Annotated in this window: 17 protein-coding genes; 7 read left to right on the top strand and 10 right to left on the bottom strand. The window is 59.7% G+C overall.

Features of this window, described 5'->3' with window-relative positions; translation table 11 throughout:
- Positions 1 to 80: 80 nt before the first annotated feature.
- Positions 81 to 1,604 carry a fumarate hydratase gene (locus tag AB4N92_RS06440; RefSeq protein ID WP_010208051.1) on the bottom strand — a complete coding sequence of 508 codons (1,524 nt, stop codon included), beginning with the start codon at positions 1,602 to 1,604 and terminating at the stop codon, positions 81 to 83.
- Positions 1,605 to 1,820: 216 nt separating this feature from the next.
- On the opposite strand from AB4N92_RS06440, the gene AB4N92_RS06435 reads away from it, so the two are divergent.
- The gene (locus AB4N92_RS06435) at positions 1,821 to 2,753 is read left to right on the top strand and encodes an iron-sulfur-binding ferredoxin reductase (protein WP_236266853.1); all 933 of its coding nucleotides are present in this window, start codon (positions 1,821 to 1,823) and stop codon (positions 2,751 to 2,753) included.
- A 30-nt stretch (positions 2,754 to 2,783) separates the two neighbouring features.
- Positions 2,784 to 3,533 carry an enoyl-CoA hydratase-related protein gene (locus AB4N92_RS06430; RefSeq protein ID WP_010208054.1) on the top strand — a complete coding sequence of 250 codons (750 nt, stop codon included), beginning with the start codon at positions 2,784 to 2,786 and terminating at the stop codon, positions 3,531 to 3,533.
- A 56-nt stretch (positions 3,534 to 3,589) separates the two neighbouring features.
- Here AB4N92_RS06430 and pyk read toward each other — a convergent pair whose 3' ends face one another.
- Positions 3,590 to 5,041 (bottom strand): pyruvate kinase, encoded by a 1,452-nt coding sequence (gene pyk / locus AB4N92_RS06425; RefSeq protein WP_010208055.1) that lies wholly within the window; start codon positions 5,039 to 5,041, stop codon positions 3,590 to 3,592.
- Positions 5,042 to 5,214: 173 nt separating this feature from the next.
- Here pyk and AB4N92_RS06420 point away from each other — a divergent pair, with 173 nt between their 5' ends.
- Both AB4N92_RS06420 and AB4N92_RS06415 read left to right on the top strand, forming a co-directional pair.
- Positions 5,215 to 5,589, top strand: a complete 375-nt coding sequence (locus AB4N92_RS06420; RefSeq protein WP_010208056.1) for a tol-pal system YbgF family protein — start codon at positions 5,215 to 5,217, stop codon at positions 5,587 to 5,589.
- Positions 5,590 to 5,814: 225 nt separating this feature from the next.
- Positions 5,815 to 6,174 carry a PilZ domain-containing protein gene (locus tag AB4N92_RS06415; RefSeq protein WP_010208057.1) on the top strand — a complete coding sequence of 120 codons (360 nt, stop codon included), beginning with the start codon at positions 5,815 to 5,817 and terminating at the stop codon, positions 6,172 to 6,174.
- A 23-nt stretch (positions 6,175 to 6,197) separates the two neighbouring features.
- On the opposite strand, the gene AB4N92_RS06410 is transcribed toward AB4N92_RS06415, so the two are convergent.
- The 6 genes from AB4N92_RS06410 to AB4N92_RS06385 are packed head-to-tail and all read right to left on the bottom strand — an operon-like array spanning position 6,198 to position 12,880.
- On the bottom strand, positions 6,198 to 7,529 hold the full coding sequence (locus AB4N92_RS06410) for a DUF58 domain-containing protein (RefSeq protein WP_010208058.1): 1,332 nt from the start codon (positions 7,527 to 7,529) through the stop codon (positions 6,198 to 6,200).
- 7 nt (positions 7,530 to 7,536) lie between these two features.
- On the bottom strand, positions 7,537 to 8,532 hold the full coding sequence (locus tag AB4N92_RS06405; protein WP_042571229.1) for an AAA family ATPase: 996 nt from the start codon (positions 8,530 to 8,532) through the stop codon (positions 7,537 to 7,539).
- Complete coding sequence (locus tag AB4N92_RS06400; RefSeq protein WP_010208060.1) at positions 8,529 to 9,698, bottom strand: DUF4350 domain-containing protein; 1,170 nt, start codon at positions 9,696 to 9,698, stop codon at positions 8,529 to 8,531. Before AB4N92_RS06400 ends, AB4N92_RS06405 begins: the two co-directional genes overlap by 4 nt.
- Positions 9,695 to 11,224, bottom strand: a complete 1,530-nt coding sequence (locus tag AB4N92_RS06395) for a DUF4129 domain-containing protein (RefSeq protein ID WP_021491221.1) — start codon at positions 11,222 to 11,224, stop codon at positions 9,695 to 9,697. Before AB4N92_RS06395 ends, AB4N92_RS06400 begins: the two co-directional genes overlap by 4 nt.
- Positions 11,211 to 12,191, bottom strand: coding sequence for a stage II sporulation protein M (locus AB4N92_RS06390; RefSeq protein ID WP_010208061.1), 981 nt, complete (start codon positions 12,189 to 12,191; stop codon positions 11,211 to 11,213). Before AB4N92_RS06390 ends, AB4N92_RS06395 begins: the two co-directional genes overlap by 14 nt.
- Positions 12,188 to 12,880 carry an RDD family protein gene (locus tag AB4N92_RS06385; protein WP_010208062.1) on the bottom strand — a complete coding sequence of 231 codons (693 nt, stop codon included), beginning with the start codon at positions 12,878 to 12,880 and terminating at the stop codon, positions 12,188 to 12,190. The genes AB4N92_RS06390 and AB4N92_RS06385 overlap by 4 nt, the downstream gene beginning before the upstream one ends.
- Before the next feature lie 167 nt (positions 12,881 to 13,047).
- Here AB4N92_RS06385 and sbcB point away from each other — a divergent pair, with 167 nt between their 5' ends.
- On the top strand, positions 13,048 to 14,475 hold the full coding sequence (sbcB, locus tag AB4N92_RS06380) for an exodeoxyribonuclease I (RefSeq protein ID WP_047542982.1): 1,428 nt from the start codon (positions 13,048 to 13,050) through the stop codon (positions 14,473 to 14,475).
- An 89-nt stretch (positions 14,476 to 14,564) separates the two neighbouring features.
- On the opposite strand, the gene mvaT is transcribed toward sbcB, so the two are convergent.
- Entirely contained in the window at positions 14,565 to 14,939 is a 375-nt protein-coding gene (mvaT, locus tag AB4N92_RS06375; RefSeq protein WP_010208066.1) for a histone-like nucleoid-structuring protein MvaT, read from the bottom strand.
- 350 nt (positions 14,940 to 15,289) lie between these two features.
- Between mvaT and purU the strand changes: the two genes are divergently transcribed.
- Both purU and AB4N92_RS06365 read left to right on the top strand, forming a co-directional pair.
- Positions 15,290 to 16,138, top strand: coding sequence for a formyltetrahydrofolate deformylase (purU, locus tag AB4N92_RS06370; RefSeq protein WP_010208067.1), 849 nt, complete (start codon positions 15,290 to 15,292; stop codon positions 16,136 to 16,138).
- 85 nt (positions 16,139 to 16,223) lie between these two features.
- The gene (locus tag AB4N92_RS06365) at positions 16,224 to 16,394 is read left to right on the top strand and encodes a hypothetical protein (protein ID WP_010208068.1); all 171 of its coding nucleotides are present in this window, start codon (positions 16,224 to 16,226) and stop codon (positions 16,392 to 16,394) included.
- Here AB4N92_RS06365 and AB4N92_RS06360 read toward each other — a convergent pair whose 3' ends face one another.
- Positions 16,395 to 17,159, bottom strand: coding sequence for a methyl-accepting chemotaxis protein (locus tag AB4N92_RS06360; protein WP_370737428.1), 765 nt, complete (start codon positions 17,157 to 17,159; stop codon positions 16,395 to 16,397).
- Between the last annotated feature and the right edge of the window lie 30 nt (positions 17,160 to 17,189).

The following is a 17,189-nucleotide window of genomic DNA, read 5'->3' as shown; positions in this document are numbered from 1 at the left end:
CAGGCACGGTAAGGGAGTGCACCATACCATGAGGGGCAAGCAGTTGTGGTGAGGGGGCTGGCCCCTCACCACAGAAGCACTTACTGCACTTCTACCGCCAGGCTTTCACTGATCTTTTTCTGCCAGATGGCAGGACCGGTGATGTGCACGGATTCGCCCTTGCTGTCGACAGCAACGGTCACCGGCATGTCTTTCACGTCGAACTCGTAGATCGCTTCCATACCCAGTTCGGCGAACGCGACAACGCGCGACTTCTTGATGGCTTGCGCCACCAGGTAAGCGGCGCCGCCCACGGCCATCAGGTACACGGCCTTGTGGTCCTTGATCGCTTCGATGGCGGTCGGGCCGCGCTCGGATTTGCCGATCATGCCCAACAGGCCCGTTTGTTCGAGGATCTGACGGGTGAACTTGTCCATCCGCGTCGCGGTGGTCGGGCCCGCCGGGCCAACCACTTCTTCGCGCACCGGATCAACCGGACCGACGTAGTAGATGAAGCGACCCTTGAGGTCCACCGGCAGGGTTTCGCCCTTGTTCAGCATCTCGACCATGCGCTTGTGCGCGGCGTCGCGGCCGGTGAGCATCTTGCCGTTGAGCAACACGGTTTCTCCCGGCTTCCAGCTCTGCACTTCTTCCGGGGTCAGGGTGTCGAGGTTGACGCGGCGGGCCGACGGGCCGGCTTCCCAGACGATTTCCGGGTAGGCGTCCAGCGGTGGCGCTTCCAGCGACGCTGGGCCCGAACCGTCGAGCACGAAATGGGCGTGACGGGTGGCGGCGCAGTTGGGGATCATGCACACCGGCAGCGACGCGGCGTGGGTCGGGTAGTCCATGATCTTCACGTCGAGCACGGTGGTCAGGCCACCCAGGCCCTGGGCGCCGATGCCCAGTTGGTTGACCTTCTCGAACAGCTCCAGGCGCATCTCTTCGATACGGTTTTGCGGGCCGCGTTTTTTCAGCTCGTGGATGTCGATGGATTCCATCAACACTTCCTTGGCCATCACCGCGGCTTTCTCGGCGGTGCCGCCGATGCCGATGCCGAGCATGCCCGGTGGGCACCAGCCGGCGCCCATGGTCGGAACGGTCTTCAGCACCCAGTCGACGATCGAGTCGGACGGGTTGAGCATGGCCATTTTCGATTTGTTCTCGGAACCGCCGCCCTTGGCCGCCACGTCCACTTCCACGGTGTTGCCCGGGACGATGGAGTAGTGGATGACCGCAGGGGTGTTGTCCTTGGTGTTCTTACGCGCACCGGCCGGGTCGGCCAGGATAGAGGCACGCAGGACGTTTTCCGGCAGGTTGTAGGCGCGACGCACGCCTTCGTTGATCATGTCGTCCAGGCCCATGGTGGCGCCATCCCAACGTACGTCCATGCCCACGCGCACGAACACGGTGACGATACCGGTGTCCTGGCAGATCGGGCGATGGCCGGTGGCGCACATGCGCGAGTTGATCAGGATCTGGGCAATGGAGTCACGGGCCGCTGGCGATTCTTCGCGCAGGTAGGCTTCGTGCATGGCCTGGATGAAATCAACGGGGTGGTAGTAGGAAATGAATTGCAGGGCGTCGGCAACGCTCTGAATCAGGTCGTCTTGCTTGATCACGGTCATGAGTCGCGCTCCTCTATAAGGGAACATTCAATAAGGTGGCTTCAGTGGGGTGCATCGGTCGGCTGAAACCACCTTTCCAAGGCACGCCACTGGTGCAGGCGCGACGCTAAAAAGGCGCGGCAGTATAACCCGGCTCGGTGGCCGATACACCCGACTATGGTCAAACTGTCGCAGGCATGATTCCCTGTGCGCGCTCCCTTGTGATTGAGTCCTTATATGCCTGAACTCTACGTCGGCGAACGCCATTGGTCGGTCTCTTCCGGCAGCAACTTGCTGGATGCCTTGAACCAGGCCGGTGCGGCCGTGCCTTACAGTTGCCGCGCCGGCAGTTGCCATGCGTGCCTGGTGCGATGCGAGGGGGAGGTCGAGGACAAGCAACCCGAGGCTTTGAGCCCGGCGCAACGCCAGGACGGCTGGCGCTTGGCATGTCAGTGCCAGGTTCGCGGGGATTTGCGCGTCGAAAACTTTGATCCGACACGTGACGGGTTGCCGGCCCAGGTGGTGGGTGTGGATTGGTTGAGCCCGAGCGTGCTGCGCCTGCGCCTGCAACCCGAGCGTGGCCTGCGCTACCGGGCCGGGCAGCATCTGGTGCTATGGGCAGGTCAGGTGGCGCGGCCCTACTCCTTGGCGAGCTTGCCCCAGGAGGATGCGTTCCTGGAGTTTCATCTCGATTGCCGTCTGCCCGGCGAATTCAGTGATCTTGCCCGTCAATTGCAGGTGGGCGACCGTCTGCGCCTGGGCGAGCTGCGCGGCGGCGCGCTGCAGTACGACTCCGACTGGCAACGTCGACCGCTGTGGCTGCTGGCGTCCGGCACGGGCCTGGGGCCGCTCTGGGGGGTGTTGCGTGAGGCTTTGCGCCAGGATCATCAGGGCGACATCCGCGTGATTCACCTGGCCCATGATGCTGACGGGCATTACTTGGCCGAACCCCTGGCGCAGCTGGCTGCACAGCATCCCAATGTGACGGTGGAGCTGTGGACAGGGGCGCAGGCGACCCAGGCATTGGCGCAACTGCGGCTTGTTTCGCGGCAAACTCTGGCTTTACTCTGCGGGCACCCGGCCAGTGTCGAGGCGTTTTCCAAGCGTCTGTTCCTGGCGGGATTGCCGCGTAATCAACTGCTGGCCGATGTGTTCCTGCCCCGTGGTTGAGCGCTGAACTCTACAGCCGCGAGATCTGCCATGACTGACGCCATCCTGCAGCACCGTGAACGCGGGCTGCTGATCCTGCAGCTCAATCGTCCCGAGAAGAAAAATGCGCTGACTCGGGCCATGTATACCCAATTGGCCGAGGCGCTCGAGCAGGCCGATGCGGATGTGGATATCCGCTGCGTGCTGATCCAGGGCAGCAGTGACTGCTTTACCGCCGGCAACGACATTGGCGATTTTCTCGAACAACCGCCCAGCACGCTCGACAGCCCACCGTTTTATTTCATGAAAAGCCTGCTCAACTGTCGCAAACCGGTGATTGCCGCCGTGGCCGGCGTTGCGGTGGGTATTGGTACAACGCTGTTGCTGCACTGCGATCTGGTGTACATCAGTCGGGATGCGCGGCTGCGCATGCCGTTCGTCAACCTGGGGCTGTGTCCGGAGTTTGGTTCGAGCCTGATCCTGCCGAGGCTGTTGGGGCACGCCAAGGCGGCTGAGTTATTGCTGCTGGGCGAGGGCTTCAGCGGCGAACAGGCGGCGGCGTGGGGGATTGCTACCGAGGCGTTGGGCAGCGGCGAGGCGGCACTGGCCATGGCGCGGGAAATGGCCGAGCGCTTTGAGACCCTGGCGCCGGGCGCGGTGCAAGTGACTAAGCAACTTATGAAGAGTGTGGACCGCGAGCAATTGCGCCAAGTGATCGAGGAAGAGGGCGCTTTATTTACCCAGCGGTTGAGGTCGCCGGAGGCGATTGCGGCGTTGTCGGGGTTTATCAACCGGTCCTGAGAAAGCAAAAAGCCCCGCCATTTAAAGGGCGGGGCTTTGATTTTTCAGCCTGTCACTCAGACCTGCGGGTCGCCCACGTGCAGGATCTTCATGCCATTGGTGCCACCGGTGGTGTGGTAGCTGTCGCCCTTGGTCAGGATGACCCAGTCGCCTTTCTCTACGACGCCACGTTTGACCAGCTCGTCGATAGCTTTCTGGCTGACTTCGTTCGGTGCCAGCGAAGCCGGATCGAACGGAACGGTGTACACGCCACGGAACAGCGCGGTGCGCGCCTGGGCTTCACGGTGCGGGGTGAACGCGTAGATCGGCACCGAGGAACGGATGCGCGACATGATCAACGGCGTGTAGCCACTCTCGGTCAGCGCGATGATCGCCTTCACACCGGGGAAGTGGTTCGCAGTGTACATGGCCGCCAGGGCGATGCTCTGGTCGCAGCTTTCGAACTCTTTGCCGATGCGGTGACTGGAGGTCTTGCTGGTCGGGTGCTTTTCAGCGCCGAGGCAGATACGCGCCATGGCTTGCACGGCTTCCAGCGGGTACGGGCCGGCGGCACTTTCAGCCGAGAGCATCACGGCATCGGTGTAGTCGAGCACGGCGTTGGCCACGTCGGACACTTCGGCACGAGTCGGCATCGGGTTCTGGATCATCGACTCCATCATCTGGGTCGCCACGATCACCGCTTTGTTGTGACGGCGTGCGTGCAGGATGATCTTCTTCTGGATACCGATCAGCTCGGCGTCACCGATTTCCACGCCCAGGTCGCCACGGGCAACCATCACGGCGTCGGAAGCCTTGATCAGGCCGTCGAGGGTTTCGTCATCGGCCACGGCTTCGGCGCGTTCGATCTTCGCCACCAGCCAGGCGGTACCGCCGGCTTCGTCGCGCAGTTTACGGGCATATTCCATGTCGGCGGCGTCGCGTGGGAAGGACACGGCGAGGTAGTCCACTTCCATTTCGGCGGCGAGCTTGATGTCGGCCTTGTCTTTTTCCGTCAGGGCCGGTGCGGTCAAGCCACCACCACGACGGTTGATGCCTTTGTGGTCGGACAGCGGACCACCGATCAGTACGACGCAATGCAGTTCAGTCGGGGTCGCGGTTTCGACGCGCATCACCACGCGACCGTCATCCAGCAACAGTTCGTCACCGACGCCGCAGTCCTTGACCAGGTCCGGGTAGTCGATACCCACGACTTGCTGGTTGCCTTCGGTCAACGGGTGGCTGGTGGAGAAGGTGAATTGGTCACCGATCTTCAGCTCGATCCGCTTGTTGGCGAACTTGGCGATACGGATCTTCGGGCCTTGCAGGTCACCCAGCAGTGCGACGAAGCGGCCGTGCTTGGCGGCCAGGTCACGCACCAACTTGGCGCGAGCCTTGTGCTCGTCCGGGGTGCCGTGGGAGAAGTTCAGACGGGCAACGTCCAAACCAGCCAGAATCAGCTGTTCGAGGACTTCCGGCGAGTTGCTGGCCGGGCCAAGGGTGGCGACGATTTTGGTACGACGGACGGACATGCACAGACTCCTGAGTTCAAGCGCTGAGGAAGGCTACTATGCTCTTTCGTTGTAGTCATTGTTCGTTTGCACTACTTATCGATGATTGACTTGTTTTCGTTGCGGCTGAATACGAACATCCTTGAAGATTTTCGACGAGGGGTCGATACACTGCACAAGACAGGAGAACCCTCATGCGAATTTTGCTCATTGCTGCCCTGGCCGTCAGTGTTGTCGGCTGCACTCGTTGGTCGATGGACCACCATCTGAACAATGCCTACCGCGCCTACAAGGTCGGTGACTGCGAGCGCGTTACCCTGGAGTTGTCCCAGGTCGACCGTGAAAGTCGCAGCCGACGTTATGTGCAGCCGGAAGTCTCGATGTTGCGCGGGCAGTGCCTGGAACGGCAGAAACTCTTCGTCGACGCGGTACAGACCTATCAATTCATCATCAATCAGTATCCGTCGAGCGAGTACGCCTACCGCGCCCGCGCGAGGCTCGACACCCTGCAACAACTGGGGCATTACCCAGGTGCAAGCATCGCGCAACCGCGCCCGGCTTCATTGTGATGGTATTCGTCATTTAATAACTGGCCTATCGCCAGTCATGGGCTATCCTTTGAGTGTTCGTTTGTACAACTTTCTGTGCAAACGCATGCGGGGCCCGGATTTGGTGGTTGTCCAGCAGCAAGCGATTGCCTGTTGTCGCACCGAGTTTCAGGGAGAGCGGGTGATCTTGCCCGTTCCGAATCACTGGCACGGCCGCACTCATGGCCATTGGATGGCGATCTCACCATGTTTACTGACCGGCGGATCGAGCGGCATCAGTTACCTTATTTTCTGCAAGTGTTTAATCGTCTTACCGACAAGCCCATCGGGTTTTTGGGCAATGTCTCGGAAGATGGGCTGATGTTAATCAGCCAACTGCCCATGATGGTCGACGTGGACTTTGAGCTGCGTTTGAAGATTCCGGCGGCTGACGGCACCTTCCATCCCATTGATCTCACGGCGAGCTGCCTATGGAGTCATGAGGATATCAACCCGCAACAGTATGACTCCGGGTTCAGGGTGCTCCAGGCACCCGAGGAATATGGGCAGTTGATCAACGTCTTGTTGCATTACTTCAGCTTTGATCCCTTGCAGGCTTCAGCTTAGGTAATGCGCGTTGGCAGGCATTTTCAGAGCACCCCGGCTTTCTTCCATCCCAGGTAGCGGGTGATCAACGCCGGTCCGAGCTCAGACGGCAAGCTGTCCAATAGGGACAGGCCTTGGGCGCTGAGGCGGTCATGCAGTTCGTTGCGGGCATTCAGGTAGTCGATGGTGCCGCTGTAGGCCAAAGCTTCGGGCAAGGTTTGTACGGGGGCTTGGCGCAGTCGGTCGAGGGCTTCCTCGCGCAGGCTGACCACGAGCACCCTGTGTTGACGACTGATACGCTTGACGGCAGCCAGCAGTGTTTCATCATCCTCATCTCGCAGGTTGGTTACCACGATCACCAATGCGCGCCGTTTCTGCCGGGCCAGCAGTTGGCTAGCCGCAGCCTGATAATCGGCAGTCCGTCGGGTGGTATCGAGGTCATATACCGCGTTGAGCAACAGGTTCAGCTGGCTACTGCCTTTGACGGGCGCCAGATAGCGTGGAAGGTCAGCGGCAAAGGTGCACAGCCCAACCGCATCACCCTGGCGCAAAGCGACATAGCTGAGCAACAGGCAGGCATTCAGGGCATGGTCAAAGTGGGACAGCTCATCGTCCTGGCTGCGCATGCGGCGGCCGCAATCGAGCATGAACACGATCTGCTGGTCACGCTCATCCTGATATTCACGAGCGATGGGTGTGCGTTGTCGGGCGGTGGCCTTCCAGTCGATCTGTCGCAGGCTGTCTCCCTCGCGAAACTCTCGCAACTGATGAAATTCCAGTCCCAAGCCGCGCCGCTGGTGTTGGCGCACACCCAGTTGGTTCAGCCAATTGTCCACCCCCAGAAGTTGGGCGCCGTATAGGCGGGCGAAATCCGGGTAGACGCGGGTGGTATCGCTCACCTCGATCAGTCGTCGTGCTGACCATAGGCCCATGGGGCTGGGCAGGTGAAGTTCGCAGCGGCTGAAACTGAAATGCCCACGCCGCATGGGGCGAAGGCGATAACCCAGTTCACTGCGTTCACCGGGCCGCAGCGCTATGGATTGGGGCATGTGTTCTACGGACAACCCGTCAGGGACATGATCGAATACCTGTACGCTCAGCGGCTGTCGGAAATCATGTTCGATAGCCAGGCGTATGTCTCCCCAGCGGCCCAGTGCCAGGCTCCCAGGCATCTGCCGTTGCACGCGGGGGGAAGGGCGGCTACGCAGGCGCATCGCATCCAGCAAGGCGAGCAGTAACAGTGCCAGTAGCAGCCCCCACGCGATTGAGTGCAAGGTGTCGGGCACCTTGAACTGCAACGCTGACGCAGTACCCAGCAGGATGCCCACACCCAGCAATACGCCAAGCCAGTTCAACAACAGACGGGTCGGTTTCATGGGTAACTCATTGCCGAGGTGCCGGGATCTGATCGAGCAATTGCTTGAGCACCTGGTCGACCTCCAGCCCATCGATATCCAACTCTGGCGCGATACGTACCCGATGGCGCAGTACTGCCAGGGCGCAACCCTTGATGTCGTCCGGGGTGACGAACTCACCCCCGCGCAACAAGGCGCGGGCACGCGCCCCGCGTACCAGGTCAATGGACGCCCGTGGGCCGGCGCCGATGGCTAATCCCGGCCAACTGCGCGTAGCGCGTGCCAGGCGTACGGCATAGTCGAGCACGTGTTCGTCGAGTGCCAGTTCACTGGCGATCTGTTGAAGCTGCAGCACACCTTCGGCTGGCAGCACCGTGTGTAAGGGATGTACATCCAGCATGTCGGCCCGAGACGAGCGCGTGACCTCACGCACCATGTCCACTTCCTGCTGCGCATCGGGGTAATCCATACGCACCTTGAGCATGAAGCGATCCAACTCCGCTTCCGGCAGGGGGTAAGTACCTTCCTGTTCGATAGGGTTCTGGGTTGCCAGCACCATGAACGGTTGGCCGATGGGCAGCGCCTCGCCTTCGAGGGTGACTTGCCGTTCCTGCATGGCTTCGAGCAACGCGGCCTGGGTCTTGGCCGGAGCACGGTTGATTTCGTCGGCCAGCAACAAGTGGGTGAATACAGGCCCCTTGCGCAGCTTGAACTGTTCGGTGTGCCGATCGTATACGGCGTGGCCGGTGACATCGCTGGGCATCAGGTCCGGGGTGAACTGGATGCGCGCGAAGTCGCCCTCGAAGCAGCGTGCCAGCGCACGCACCAGCAAGGTCTTGCCCAGCCCCGGCACACCTTCGAGCAACACATGCCCACCGGCGATCAGGGCGGTCAGGACATCGTCGATCACCGCGTCCTGGCCAATCACCGCTTTGCGCAATTCCGTGCGCAGGGCTTGGGCCTGTTCGCTGGCACGTTGCAAGGTATCGCGGTTCAAGGCAGTGGCGCTTGGAAGTTCACTCATAGGGCATTCCTGAGGGTTTGCAGGCATGCCACCTGCCGGCTGAAATCGGCGCTGGAAAGCCGTTTTGCCGGGAGTGGGCCAAGGGCCTGGCTGATGACGTGAGAGGGTTGGCGCGTCAGATGCTCGAGCACCCGCCACTGTTCTGCGTTGTCGAGGTGCTCAAAGCCGGGGTGACGATGCCGGACCGCGCGCAGGATATCGCGCTGCAAGGCATGCAGCAGCGTGCCCTGGCCACTGCGGCGGAGCAGGAAATCGGCGCTGGCCTTCAGGTGTTCCTGCAATTGGCGGCGAGCGTTGGAGGCTGGAGGTCGGGTTGGGCCTTGACGCATGCCTGCCCGCCACAATGCCAGGGCGATCAGCGAAATGAGTGCGACCAGGGCCTGGGGGAAGTACCGCATCAGCAAGCTGAGCAGGTCGTCGAAGTCACTGTTGAACAACAAGGTTACGGCCGTGCCCTGGTTCAGGTACCACAGCAGCCAGGCATTGTCGTGCTTGCCGATGTTCGGCGTTTTCCACAGGTCGCTGTCGGTGATCACCGTGACGTGGCCTTTCCCGAGGTCGAGTTGCATCAGGTGGCTCGACCTTGAGCTGTTGGCAGAAAATTGGGCGAGGTGCTTCGGGTCGGTAAGATTGAAGTCTGTGTCGAAACTGAAGTAAGCCGATGGGTTTTCATTGTCGACGTAGAGTTTGGTGAGGTCGGGCGCCTTCTTTTCCAGAGACTTTTTGCTGGAAGGCGCAGGCTCCTCAGGCTCGTCGCTCAATGCCTGGTGGATCTGCAAGCGATCGAGCAGCAGGTCGCCACTTCTGCCGGTCTCTTCATCCCATAACGCCTCGGCCACCAGCAACAGATGGCCGCCGGATTGGGTCCAGTCCAGCAGTTGCTCTACCTGGCGTGGTGACATGTTGCTGCGTTCGCCGAGCAGCAGCAGGCTGTTGCCCTTGCCCGGCAAGGTCGTCAGCCGCTCCAGGCTATTGGCCTGCTCCACGGCCAGGCCTTGTTCGCGTAGAAAGTGTTCCGCCGCCAAGTACGGGTTGGCCAGGGCTTCTGGAGACGGACCACGATCCACTACCTCGTCGTAGGGAATTGCCTTGCTCCATGCATAGTAACCAGCGGCTCCAAGCAGGCACGCCAGCAATAATCCCACCCACAGTAAAGGCCGGTTCATGGGTTGCTCCCCACGTTGAACAGGGTGCGCCAATCACTGCACAGTTGTTGCTGTGCTGAAGGGGGAGGCAGGCAATGGCCGTAGGCGAGGTTCTGCCAGTGGTGGGTCAATTCGTTGCTGAACGCCAGCAGTCGTGGTTGTTGCAACTGGTTGACCCGTTCCAGGATCTGCCCTTCGGTGTCAGCACTTTTCAGCGGCACATTGAAGTCATGCAACAGCCGGCTGAGCAGACCGCGATACAACAGGCCAAGGGCTTCCCTTGGCTGGGTGGGCCACAGGCGCTCGGCGGCGCTGGCAATATCGTCGGGCAAAGTCTCGGAACCCAGTTCAAGGCCGAACAATTGCGTGGGTGCCGGTTTGACGTTTTGGGGCTTGCGTGGCCCGCGTCGGCTGACAAAGGTGCGCAACCACTCACGATAACGCCACACCAGCATGATCAATGCACCGACCATAAGTCCCCACAACAGCACCTCCAGCCCTTGTGCGATGTGTTTGAAGGTATTGCTGTTGAGGTTGTCCAGCAACGCCTTCAGCCAGTCCGGAAGCTTACCGTCACGGTGAGTCTTGTTTTTAACCGACGGCTTGTCTTCGCCAAAGCGATAGCGCGTGACGGTTTCCGGATTTTTGAAGGGCGGCTTTTCCAGCAGCGACTTGATGGATTGGCTCGCGCCCTGGGTGGTGAGTGGTTTTTTGGGGGGGGATGACGCTGCCATGACGGGCGGGCTGAAGGGGAGCAGCGTCAGCCCGATCATCAGCACTAGCAACGGCGCCACGTTGCTCAGGCGCTGACGAAGACGGCGAAAGACCAACTCCAGGTCCCAGGCCTCTAATACAGTGCGGCGATTCAGGTAGAGGCTGAAACCGCAGGCCACATAGATAGGTTCCCAAAACACCAGGATCAAGGCGTAGAAGACGTTGCTCAAGTGCTCCAGCCACAAGCCTTCCGAACTTGTCGCCAGTATCAGGCGCTGCCAATCCCAATCCAACTCGATGTTCTGGGGAATAAATAGATAGAAAAGAGTCATGCAGCCGAACCACAAACCGATCTCCAGATGCACCCCGATGGTGGTCAACCAGCGTGCGGCGCCAGCACTGCGTTGCTGCAGCACACCCAGGCGTTTTTGACGGGTGGGGCCATCCAGGCCTTCGAGTTGGCTCACCGGCATCACAAAGCTGCGGCTCAGGCTGAGTCGCCGCCAGGTCAGGCTGGCCAACAGTTGGCCTTTTAGCAGCCGTGGCCACTGGCGAACGGCCTGCTTGATGCTGGGCGTTTCGCCAAATAACGCCTTGGACAGGATATACAGTGGCAAGCGATCAAAGGCTGGTTTGAGCCACCAGAACACGAGTATCGCGGTGGTCGGGTACTTCCACAGCAGTGCCGTGAGCACGGCGAACACTGGCAGAGTCACCAACGCCCAACTGCCCATCAAGAGCAGGCAATGCTCACGGGCCATCAACACGCCGAGATCCATCGCTTCCCAGGCAGTACGCGGGCGGATTACCACGCTGGCATCACTCAGGCGCATGGCGATTCCTTCCGGCAAGGCCCAGGTAAGCAGTTACCAGCATCCACAGCGCCGCGCCAACCAGGTATTTGACCCAGGGCGCTATCAGGGTGGTGGATGACCAATACGCCTCGATGAAGGCCGCGATCAACAGGAATATCATCACACCACACAACATCTGCACGCTCTTGCGTGCCGCCAGCCGCAATGATTCGCCTCGGGTCAACTGCCCGGGAGCGATCAGCGCCCAGCCCAGTTGCAAGCCGGCGGCGCCAGCGAGGGCGATTGCGGTCAGTTCGAACGCGCCATGCCCGATGACGAATGACCAGAAGGTCTGGCCGTAGCCGATTTCGGTCAGGTGGCCGGAGACCGCACCGATGACCAGGCCGTTGAATATCAGAAAGAACACGCTGCCCAGGCCGAACAGCAAACCGGCGGCAAACGTCTGGAACGCGATACCGATGTTGTGCATCACGTAGTAGCCGAACATCATCCAGTTTTCGCTCGATGCACGCTCGGCGGTGCGGCCCAGGCGGCTGGCATCCGGGTCATACATGCCTTGCATCTCGGCAACCTGCTGGGGACTGACGATGCTGTAGATCAGGTCGGGAAACAGGTACACCAACAACGCGATACCCACCAGGCTGCCAAAGAACAGCAGGCTGGCGATCAGTACGAAACGCCACTGTTCCCGTACCAACCGAGGGAAATCGGCAAGTACGAACCCCAGCACATTTGCCGTCAGTTGGCTGCGATGACGGTAGAGCTGTTGATGACCGCGCAGGGCCAGTTGTTGCAACGGGTCTACCAAATAGCTGCTGTAGCCGCGTTCCTGGGCCAGGGCCAGGTGCTGGCACAGACGTCGATACTGCTGGGGGAAGTCGGCCAACTCACTGGCCGTCGCCTTGCCTTGCTCCAACTGTTGCAGGTGGTTGGCGAAGGCTTGCCATTGAAGCTGGTGACGGCTTTCGAAAAGACTCTGCTTCATGTCGGCCCCAACAGGCCACGGGCCACGCCGTTGAGTTGTTCCACGGCGCGAGCCGGGGATACTTGCAAGGGGGTGGCGAGTATCGAGGCCAACTCGTGAACGCGTTCGGCGGACAGCTCACCTTGGCGCTCTGCGAAGCCGAGGATGGCCCGTTGCTCGTTCAGGTTCAGGGCGAAGGGCAGGCGCAAGGCCGCAGCTTGAGGAATACGGGGGCGCACCAGCGGCTGTTCCCGGTAGATCACCAGAGTGCCGGCGGCCAGGTCGCCCAGGCGCTTGAAATGAGGATGGTGCAGGCAGCTGATTGCGCCGAGGAAGTAACCGAATGGCAGCATGTCGACAAACCGCAGTAAATTGCGGATCAGTGACGCGGACCAGCCAATCGGCGTGCCGTCATCGTGTATCACCCGCAGCCCCATGACCTGTTTGCCAGGCGAGCACCCCTGGTTGAGTACCTCGAACAGCACCATGTACCACCAACTGATCAGGAACAGCAGCAGTGAGCCCAGGCCGATGCCAACGTTGCCAAGCAAGGCCAATGGCACCAGCAGAATGCCCATGACCACCGCGCGCAACCCCAGGTCGAAGGCAAAGGCCAGCACGCGCGGTACCAGGCCGGCGGGGCGCAGCGGCAGGTCAATGCCCTCCGGGGTCTCGATCTGGTAGCGGGTGTCCAACGGGGCTGACGGCATCGCGATCCTTGGCAGTGCAGAGTGGCTGGAAGACACGGATGCTAGCAGTGTCGGCGGTGGAAGCAACCATTCAAGGTTTTACTGGATGTTTGTACAGTTGATTTGGTGCTGGCCGTGGACGCCGTCCAGCGCCTAGACTTTGTCGCTCTTCAGTACAGGAATAGCCCGTGACCTCCATTTTCTGGTACGACTATGAAACCACCGGCATTAATCCGCGCAGCGATCGCCCGCTCCAGGTAGCTGGAATTCGGACGGACTTAGAGCTCAATGAGATCGGCGAGCCGGTCAATCTTTATTGTCAGCCCAGCGACGATATCCTGCCCCATCCCGTTGCGTGCGCGATTACCGGTATCACTCCCGCAATCCTCGCGGAAAAAGGCCTGGCCGAGGCCGACTTCATGACCCGGGTGCATGCTCAACTGGCTGCTCCGGGTACGTGTGGCGCAGGTTACAACACCTTGCGATTTGACGATGAGATGACGCGCTACAGCCTGTATCGCAATTTTTTCGACCCTTACGCGCGTGAGTGGCAGGGTGGTAACAGTCGTTGGGATCTGATCGACGTGATTCGCACCGCCTACGCGCTGCGCCCGGAAGGCATTGAGTGGCCGCAACAGGATGGGCGCGTCACGCTCAAGTTGGAGCGCCTGACCGAAGCCAACGGTATCGACCATGGCCAGGCACACGATGCGTTGTCCGATGTGCGTGCCACGATTGCCCTGGCGCGACGGGTACGTGAGAAACAGCCCAAGCTGTACGAATGGCTGTTTCAGCTACGCAGCAAGCAGCGGGTGATGGACCAGGTGCGTTTACTGCAACCCATGGTGCATATCTCTGGGCGTTTTTCCGCCGAGCGTCATTACCTGGGGGTCGTGCTACCGCTGGCGTGGCACCCCCGCAATCGCAATGCGCTGATCGTCTGCGATCTCGGGCTCGATCCCCAAGGGTTGCTGGACCTGGATGCAGATACCTTGCGCCAGCGCCTCTACACCCGTCGTGAAGATCTTGCCGAGGGCGAGTTGCCGGTCCCGCTCAAGCTGGTGTACATCAATCGTTGCCCTGTGGTTGCTCCCTTGAACGTGCTTCGGACCGAAGATCGTGAGCGTCTGCACTTGGACATGAATATTTATCAGGAGCGCGCCCTGCGGCTAACTGACGCACAGGAAGTTTGGCGCGACAAGTTGGCGGCCATTTATGCCGAAGAAGGTTTCGCGTCGAGTTCAGACCCGGAGCAACAGCTTTACGATGGCTTTATCGGCGATCGTGATCGACGTTTATGTGAACAAGTCCGGACGGCCGAGCCAGCGCAATTAGCTCGCCAGCAATGGCCTTTTGATGATCATCGCTTGCCTGAATTATTGTTTCGTTATCGCGCGCGCAACTTCCCCGATACCTTGAACAGTGAGGAGCAACAACGCTGGCAGCTTTTCTGTCAGCAACGTTTGTCGGACCCGGAGTGGGGCGCGCCGAATACCCTTGCGGCATTTAAGCAGGCTAAACAAGAATTTGCAGTTAGTGCGACACCTTTTCAGACCGAGGTGCTTGAGCGGTGGCAGGAATATGCAGACTCGCTGGCCCATAAGGTAAATCTGTAGTCGGTCTTCACTCAACAGACAGGCAATAAAAAACGCCAGCAGGCTGGCGTTTTTAATGTGTCGCGTATCAGGCGCAAGCCCGGCGAGGCTTAGCCCAGCAGGGTAGCCCAGCCTTCAACCACGTCACCGCCCCACTTGGCTTTCCACTCTTTCAGGGTTTTGTGGTTGCCACCTTTGGTTTCAATCACTTCGCCGTTGTGTGGGTTTTTGTACTGTTTGACTTTGCGGGCACGCTTGGTGCCGGTAGTTTTCACAGCGCCACGCGGTGCTTTAATTTTCGACTCTGGATCCAGCAGCGCGATGATGTCACGCAGGGATTTGGAGTATTCACCCATCAGGGCGCGCAGTTTGCCTTCGAATTCCAGCTCGGTTTGCAGTTTGTCGTCTTGAGACAGATTCTTCAAACGGGCTTGCAGCTCTTTGATAGCTTCTTCGGTGGCACGGTATTCGTTGATCAGAGACATGTGGACTACCTTATGTAGAGCGCTGATTGACAGGGCGAGTGGCCCAATAATAGTCAGGCAGTTTGCCCAAGTAAACATTTAAGCTCGTATTTATGTGAATTACTTTGAATGTTTGTAGCCTTGCTATGCATTTGAGTTAATTACTAGGGCGTAGGCCTTAAAGTAATCTCCTTGAAATACGCGGAACAGCCGTAGGGTCACGTACTAGACTCATATAAAGGTGGTAAAACCATAGGCTATTAAGGGGCAAAGCGTCGGCAGGCGATCAGAATAAGCGTCAACGAATACTGCAGTTTTCCTGCGCAATCGCTAGAATGGCGGCCTTTGCGAAGTTCTGGAGTTTCCCCCTAATGCGCACTTTTCGGCTGGTGATTGCTTGCCCGGACCGGGTCGGCATCGTTGCCAAAGTCAGTAACTTTCTGGCCTCCCACAACGGTTGGATCACCGAGGCGAGTCATCACTCGGACAATCTCAGCGGTTGGTTCTTCATGCGTCACGAGATTCGTGCCGATTCGCTGCCCTTTGGTCTTGATGCCTTCCGCGACGCGTTTGCGCCGATCGCCGAAGAGTTTTCGATGACCTGGCATATCACCGACACCGAGCAGAAAAAGCGCGTGGTGTTGATGGCCAGCCGTGAATCCCACTGCCTGGCCGATTTGCTGCATCGCTGGCACAGCGATGAATTGGACTGCGAGATCGCCTGCGTGATTTCCAACCATGATGACCTGCGCAGCATGGTCGAGTGGCATGGCATTCCGTATTACCACGTGCCGGTCAACCCGCAGGACAAGGAGCCGGCGTTTGCCGAGGTCTCGCGCCTGGTCAAGCAGCACGAAGCCGACGTGGTCGTGCTGGCGCGCTACATGCAGATCCTGCCGCCGGAACTGTGCCGCGAATATGCCGGCAAGGTGATCAATATTCACCACAGCTTCCTGCCTTCGTTCGTCGGTGCCAAGCCGTACCACCAGGCGTCCCTGCGTGGCGTGAAGTTGATCGGTGCGACTTGCCACTACGTCACCGAGGAACTGGACGCCGGCCCGATCATCGAGCAGGACGTGGTGCGTGTCAGCCACAGCGACAGCATTGAAGACATGGTGCGTTTCGGCCGTGACGTCGAGAAGATGGTGCTGGCCCGTGGCCTGCGTTACCACCTGGAAGATCGCGTGCTGGTGCATGGCAACAAGACCGTAGTGTTCTGATCGATCTGTTGTGATTGAAGAATGAAGGGCCTAGGCGTTAAATCGTTCCAGGCCCTTTTTTGTGTACGCTGCCGAGGATTGAGTAATGAGTGATCCGCTGGACAAAGCCACGTCAAAAGCCCCCGCCACATTGGGGGAGGGGTGTTTGAGTCGATATGACCCGGATGACCTGAGCAGTGAGGACGGCACCGAATTTCCCGGTGCCGCCGAGTTGTGGAAGCAGGAACAAAACACGTCCGACCCCAAGGACGATTAGTCAGATCCGGAAACTGCCCACCAATTGCTTCAATCGAGCGGCTTGTTGCTCAAGGTCGGCACACGCTCGCAGCGTGGATTGCAGGTTTTCCACACCTTCCTGATTGAGGGTGTTGATCTCGGTAATATCCATGTTGATCGACTCCACCACCGAGGTCTGTTCTTCAGTGGCGGTGGCGACTGACTGGTTCATGCCATCAATTTCGCCGATGCGCTGGGTCACACTGTTCAGGCGTTCGCCAGCCAGGTTGGCGATGTCGACACTTTCAAGGCTATGGCGCTGGCTTTCACCCATGGTGCTGACCGATTCCCGGGCGCCGACTTGCAGTTCTTCGATCATCTTCTGCACCTGTTGCGCAGACTCCTGAGTGCGATGCGCCAGGTTGCGCACCTCGTCCGCGACGACCGCAAACCCACGCCCGGCTTCCCCGGCACGGGCCGCTTCGATGGCAGCGTTCAATGCCAATAGGTTGGTTTGCTGGGAAATGCTGGTGATCACTTCGAGGATCTGCCCGATATTCACCGTCTTGCTATTGAGCGCTTCGATGTTGCTGCTGGAAGCGCTGATCATCGACGACAACTGATTCATCGCCTTGATGTTGCGCTCCACCACCTGTTGGCCATCCTCAGCCAAATGCCGTGCATCGCTGGCTTGGTGGGAGGCTTGCGCCGCATTGCGTGCAATTTCCTGGGCGGCAGCGCCCAACTGATTGATGGCAGCGGCGACGCTGTTGGTGCGGTTGGCTTGCTCATCGGAGTTGACCATCGATGAGTTGGAGGCGCTGACGACCCGAAG

It is taken from the genome of Pseudomonas sp. S3_A09 (assembly GCF_054668065.1).
Note: the sequence above shows the minus strand (reverse complement) of the source record. Positions and strands in the feature narration are given on the sequence as shown.

Bases quoted from the DNA above. Each gene is read 5' to 3' on its own strand.
- AB4N92_RS06405 (WP_042571229.1), bottom strand. From the start codon at position 8,532: ATGAGTGAACTTCCAAGCGCCACTGCCTTGAACCGCGATACCTTGCAA.
- purU (WP_010208067.1), top strand. From the start codon at position 15,290: ATGCGCACTTTTCGGCTGGTGATTGCTTGCCCGGACCGGGTCGGCATC.
- AB4N92_RS06430 (WP_010208054.1), top strand. From the start codon at position 2,784: ATGACTGACGCCATCCTGCAGCACCGTGAACGCGGGCTGCTGATCCTG.
- AB4N92_RS06385 (WP_010208062.1), bottom strand. From the start codon at position 12,880: ATGCCGTCAGCCCCGTTGGACACCCGCTACCAGATCGAGACCCCGGAG.
- AB4N92_RS06420 (WP_010208056.1), top strand. From the start codon at position 5,215: ATGCGAATTTTGCTCATTGCTGCCCTGGCCGTCAGTGTTGTCGGCTGC.
- AB4N92_RS06395 (WP_021491221.1), bottom strand. From the start codon at position 11,224: ATGCGCCTGAGTGATGCCAGCGTGGTAATCCGCCCGCGTACTGCCTGG.
- AB4N92_RS06415 (WP_010208057.1), top strand. From the start codon at position 5,815: ATGTTTACTGACCGGCGGATCGAGCGGCATCAGTTACCTTATTTTCTG.
- AB4N92_RS06410 (WP_010208058.1), bottom strand. From the start codon at position 7,529: ATGAAACCGACCCGTCTGTTGTTGAACTGGCTTGGCGTATTGCTGGGT.
- AB4N92_RS06365 (WP_010208068.1), top strand. From the start codon at position 16,224: ATGAGTGATCCGCTGGACAAAGCCACGTCAAAAGCCCCCGCCACATTG.
- AB4N92_RS06390 (WP_010208061.1), bottom strand. From the start codon at position 12,191: ATGAAGCAGAGTCTTTTCGAAAGCCGTCACCAGCTTCAATGGCAAGCC.
- AB4N92_RS06440 (WP_010208051.1), bottom strand. From the start codon at position 1,604: ATGACCGTGATCAAGCAAGACGACCTGATTCAGAGCGTTGCCGACGCC.
- pyk (WP_010208055.1), bottom strand. From the start codon at position 5,041: ATGTCCGTCCGTCGTACCAAAATCGTCGCCACCCTTGGCCCGGCCAGC.
- AB4N92_RS06435 (WP_236266853.1), top strand. From the start codon at position 1,821: ATGCCTGAACTCTACGTCGGCGAACGCCATTGGTCGGTCTCTTCCGGC.
- mvaT (WP_010208066.1), bottom strand. From the start codon at position 14,939: ATGTCTCTGATCAACGAATACCGTGCCACCGAAGAAGCTATCAAAGAG.
- AB4N92_RS06360 (WP_370737428.1), bottom strand. From the start codon at position 17,159: ATGGTCAACTCCGATGAGCAAGCCAACCGCACCAACAGCGTCGCCGCT.
- AB4N92_RS06400 (WP_010208060.1), bottom strand. From the start codon at position 9,698: ATGAACCGGCCTTTACTGTGGGTGGGATTATTGCTGGCGTGCCTGCTT.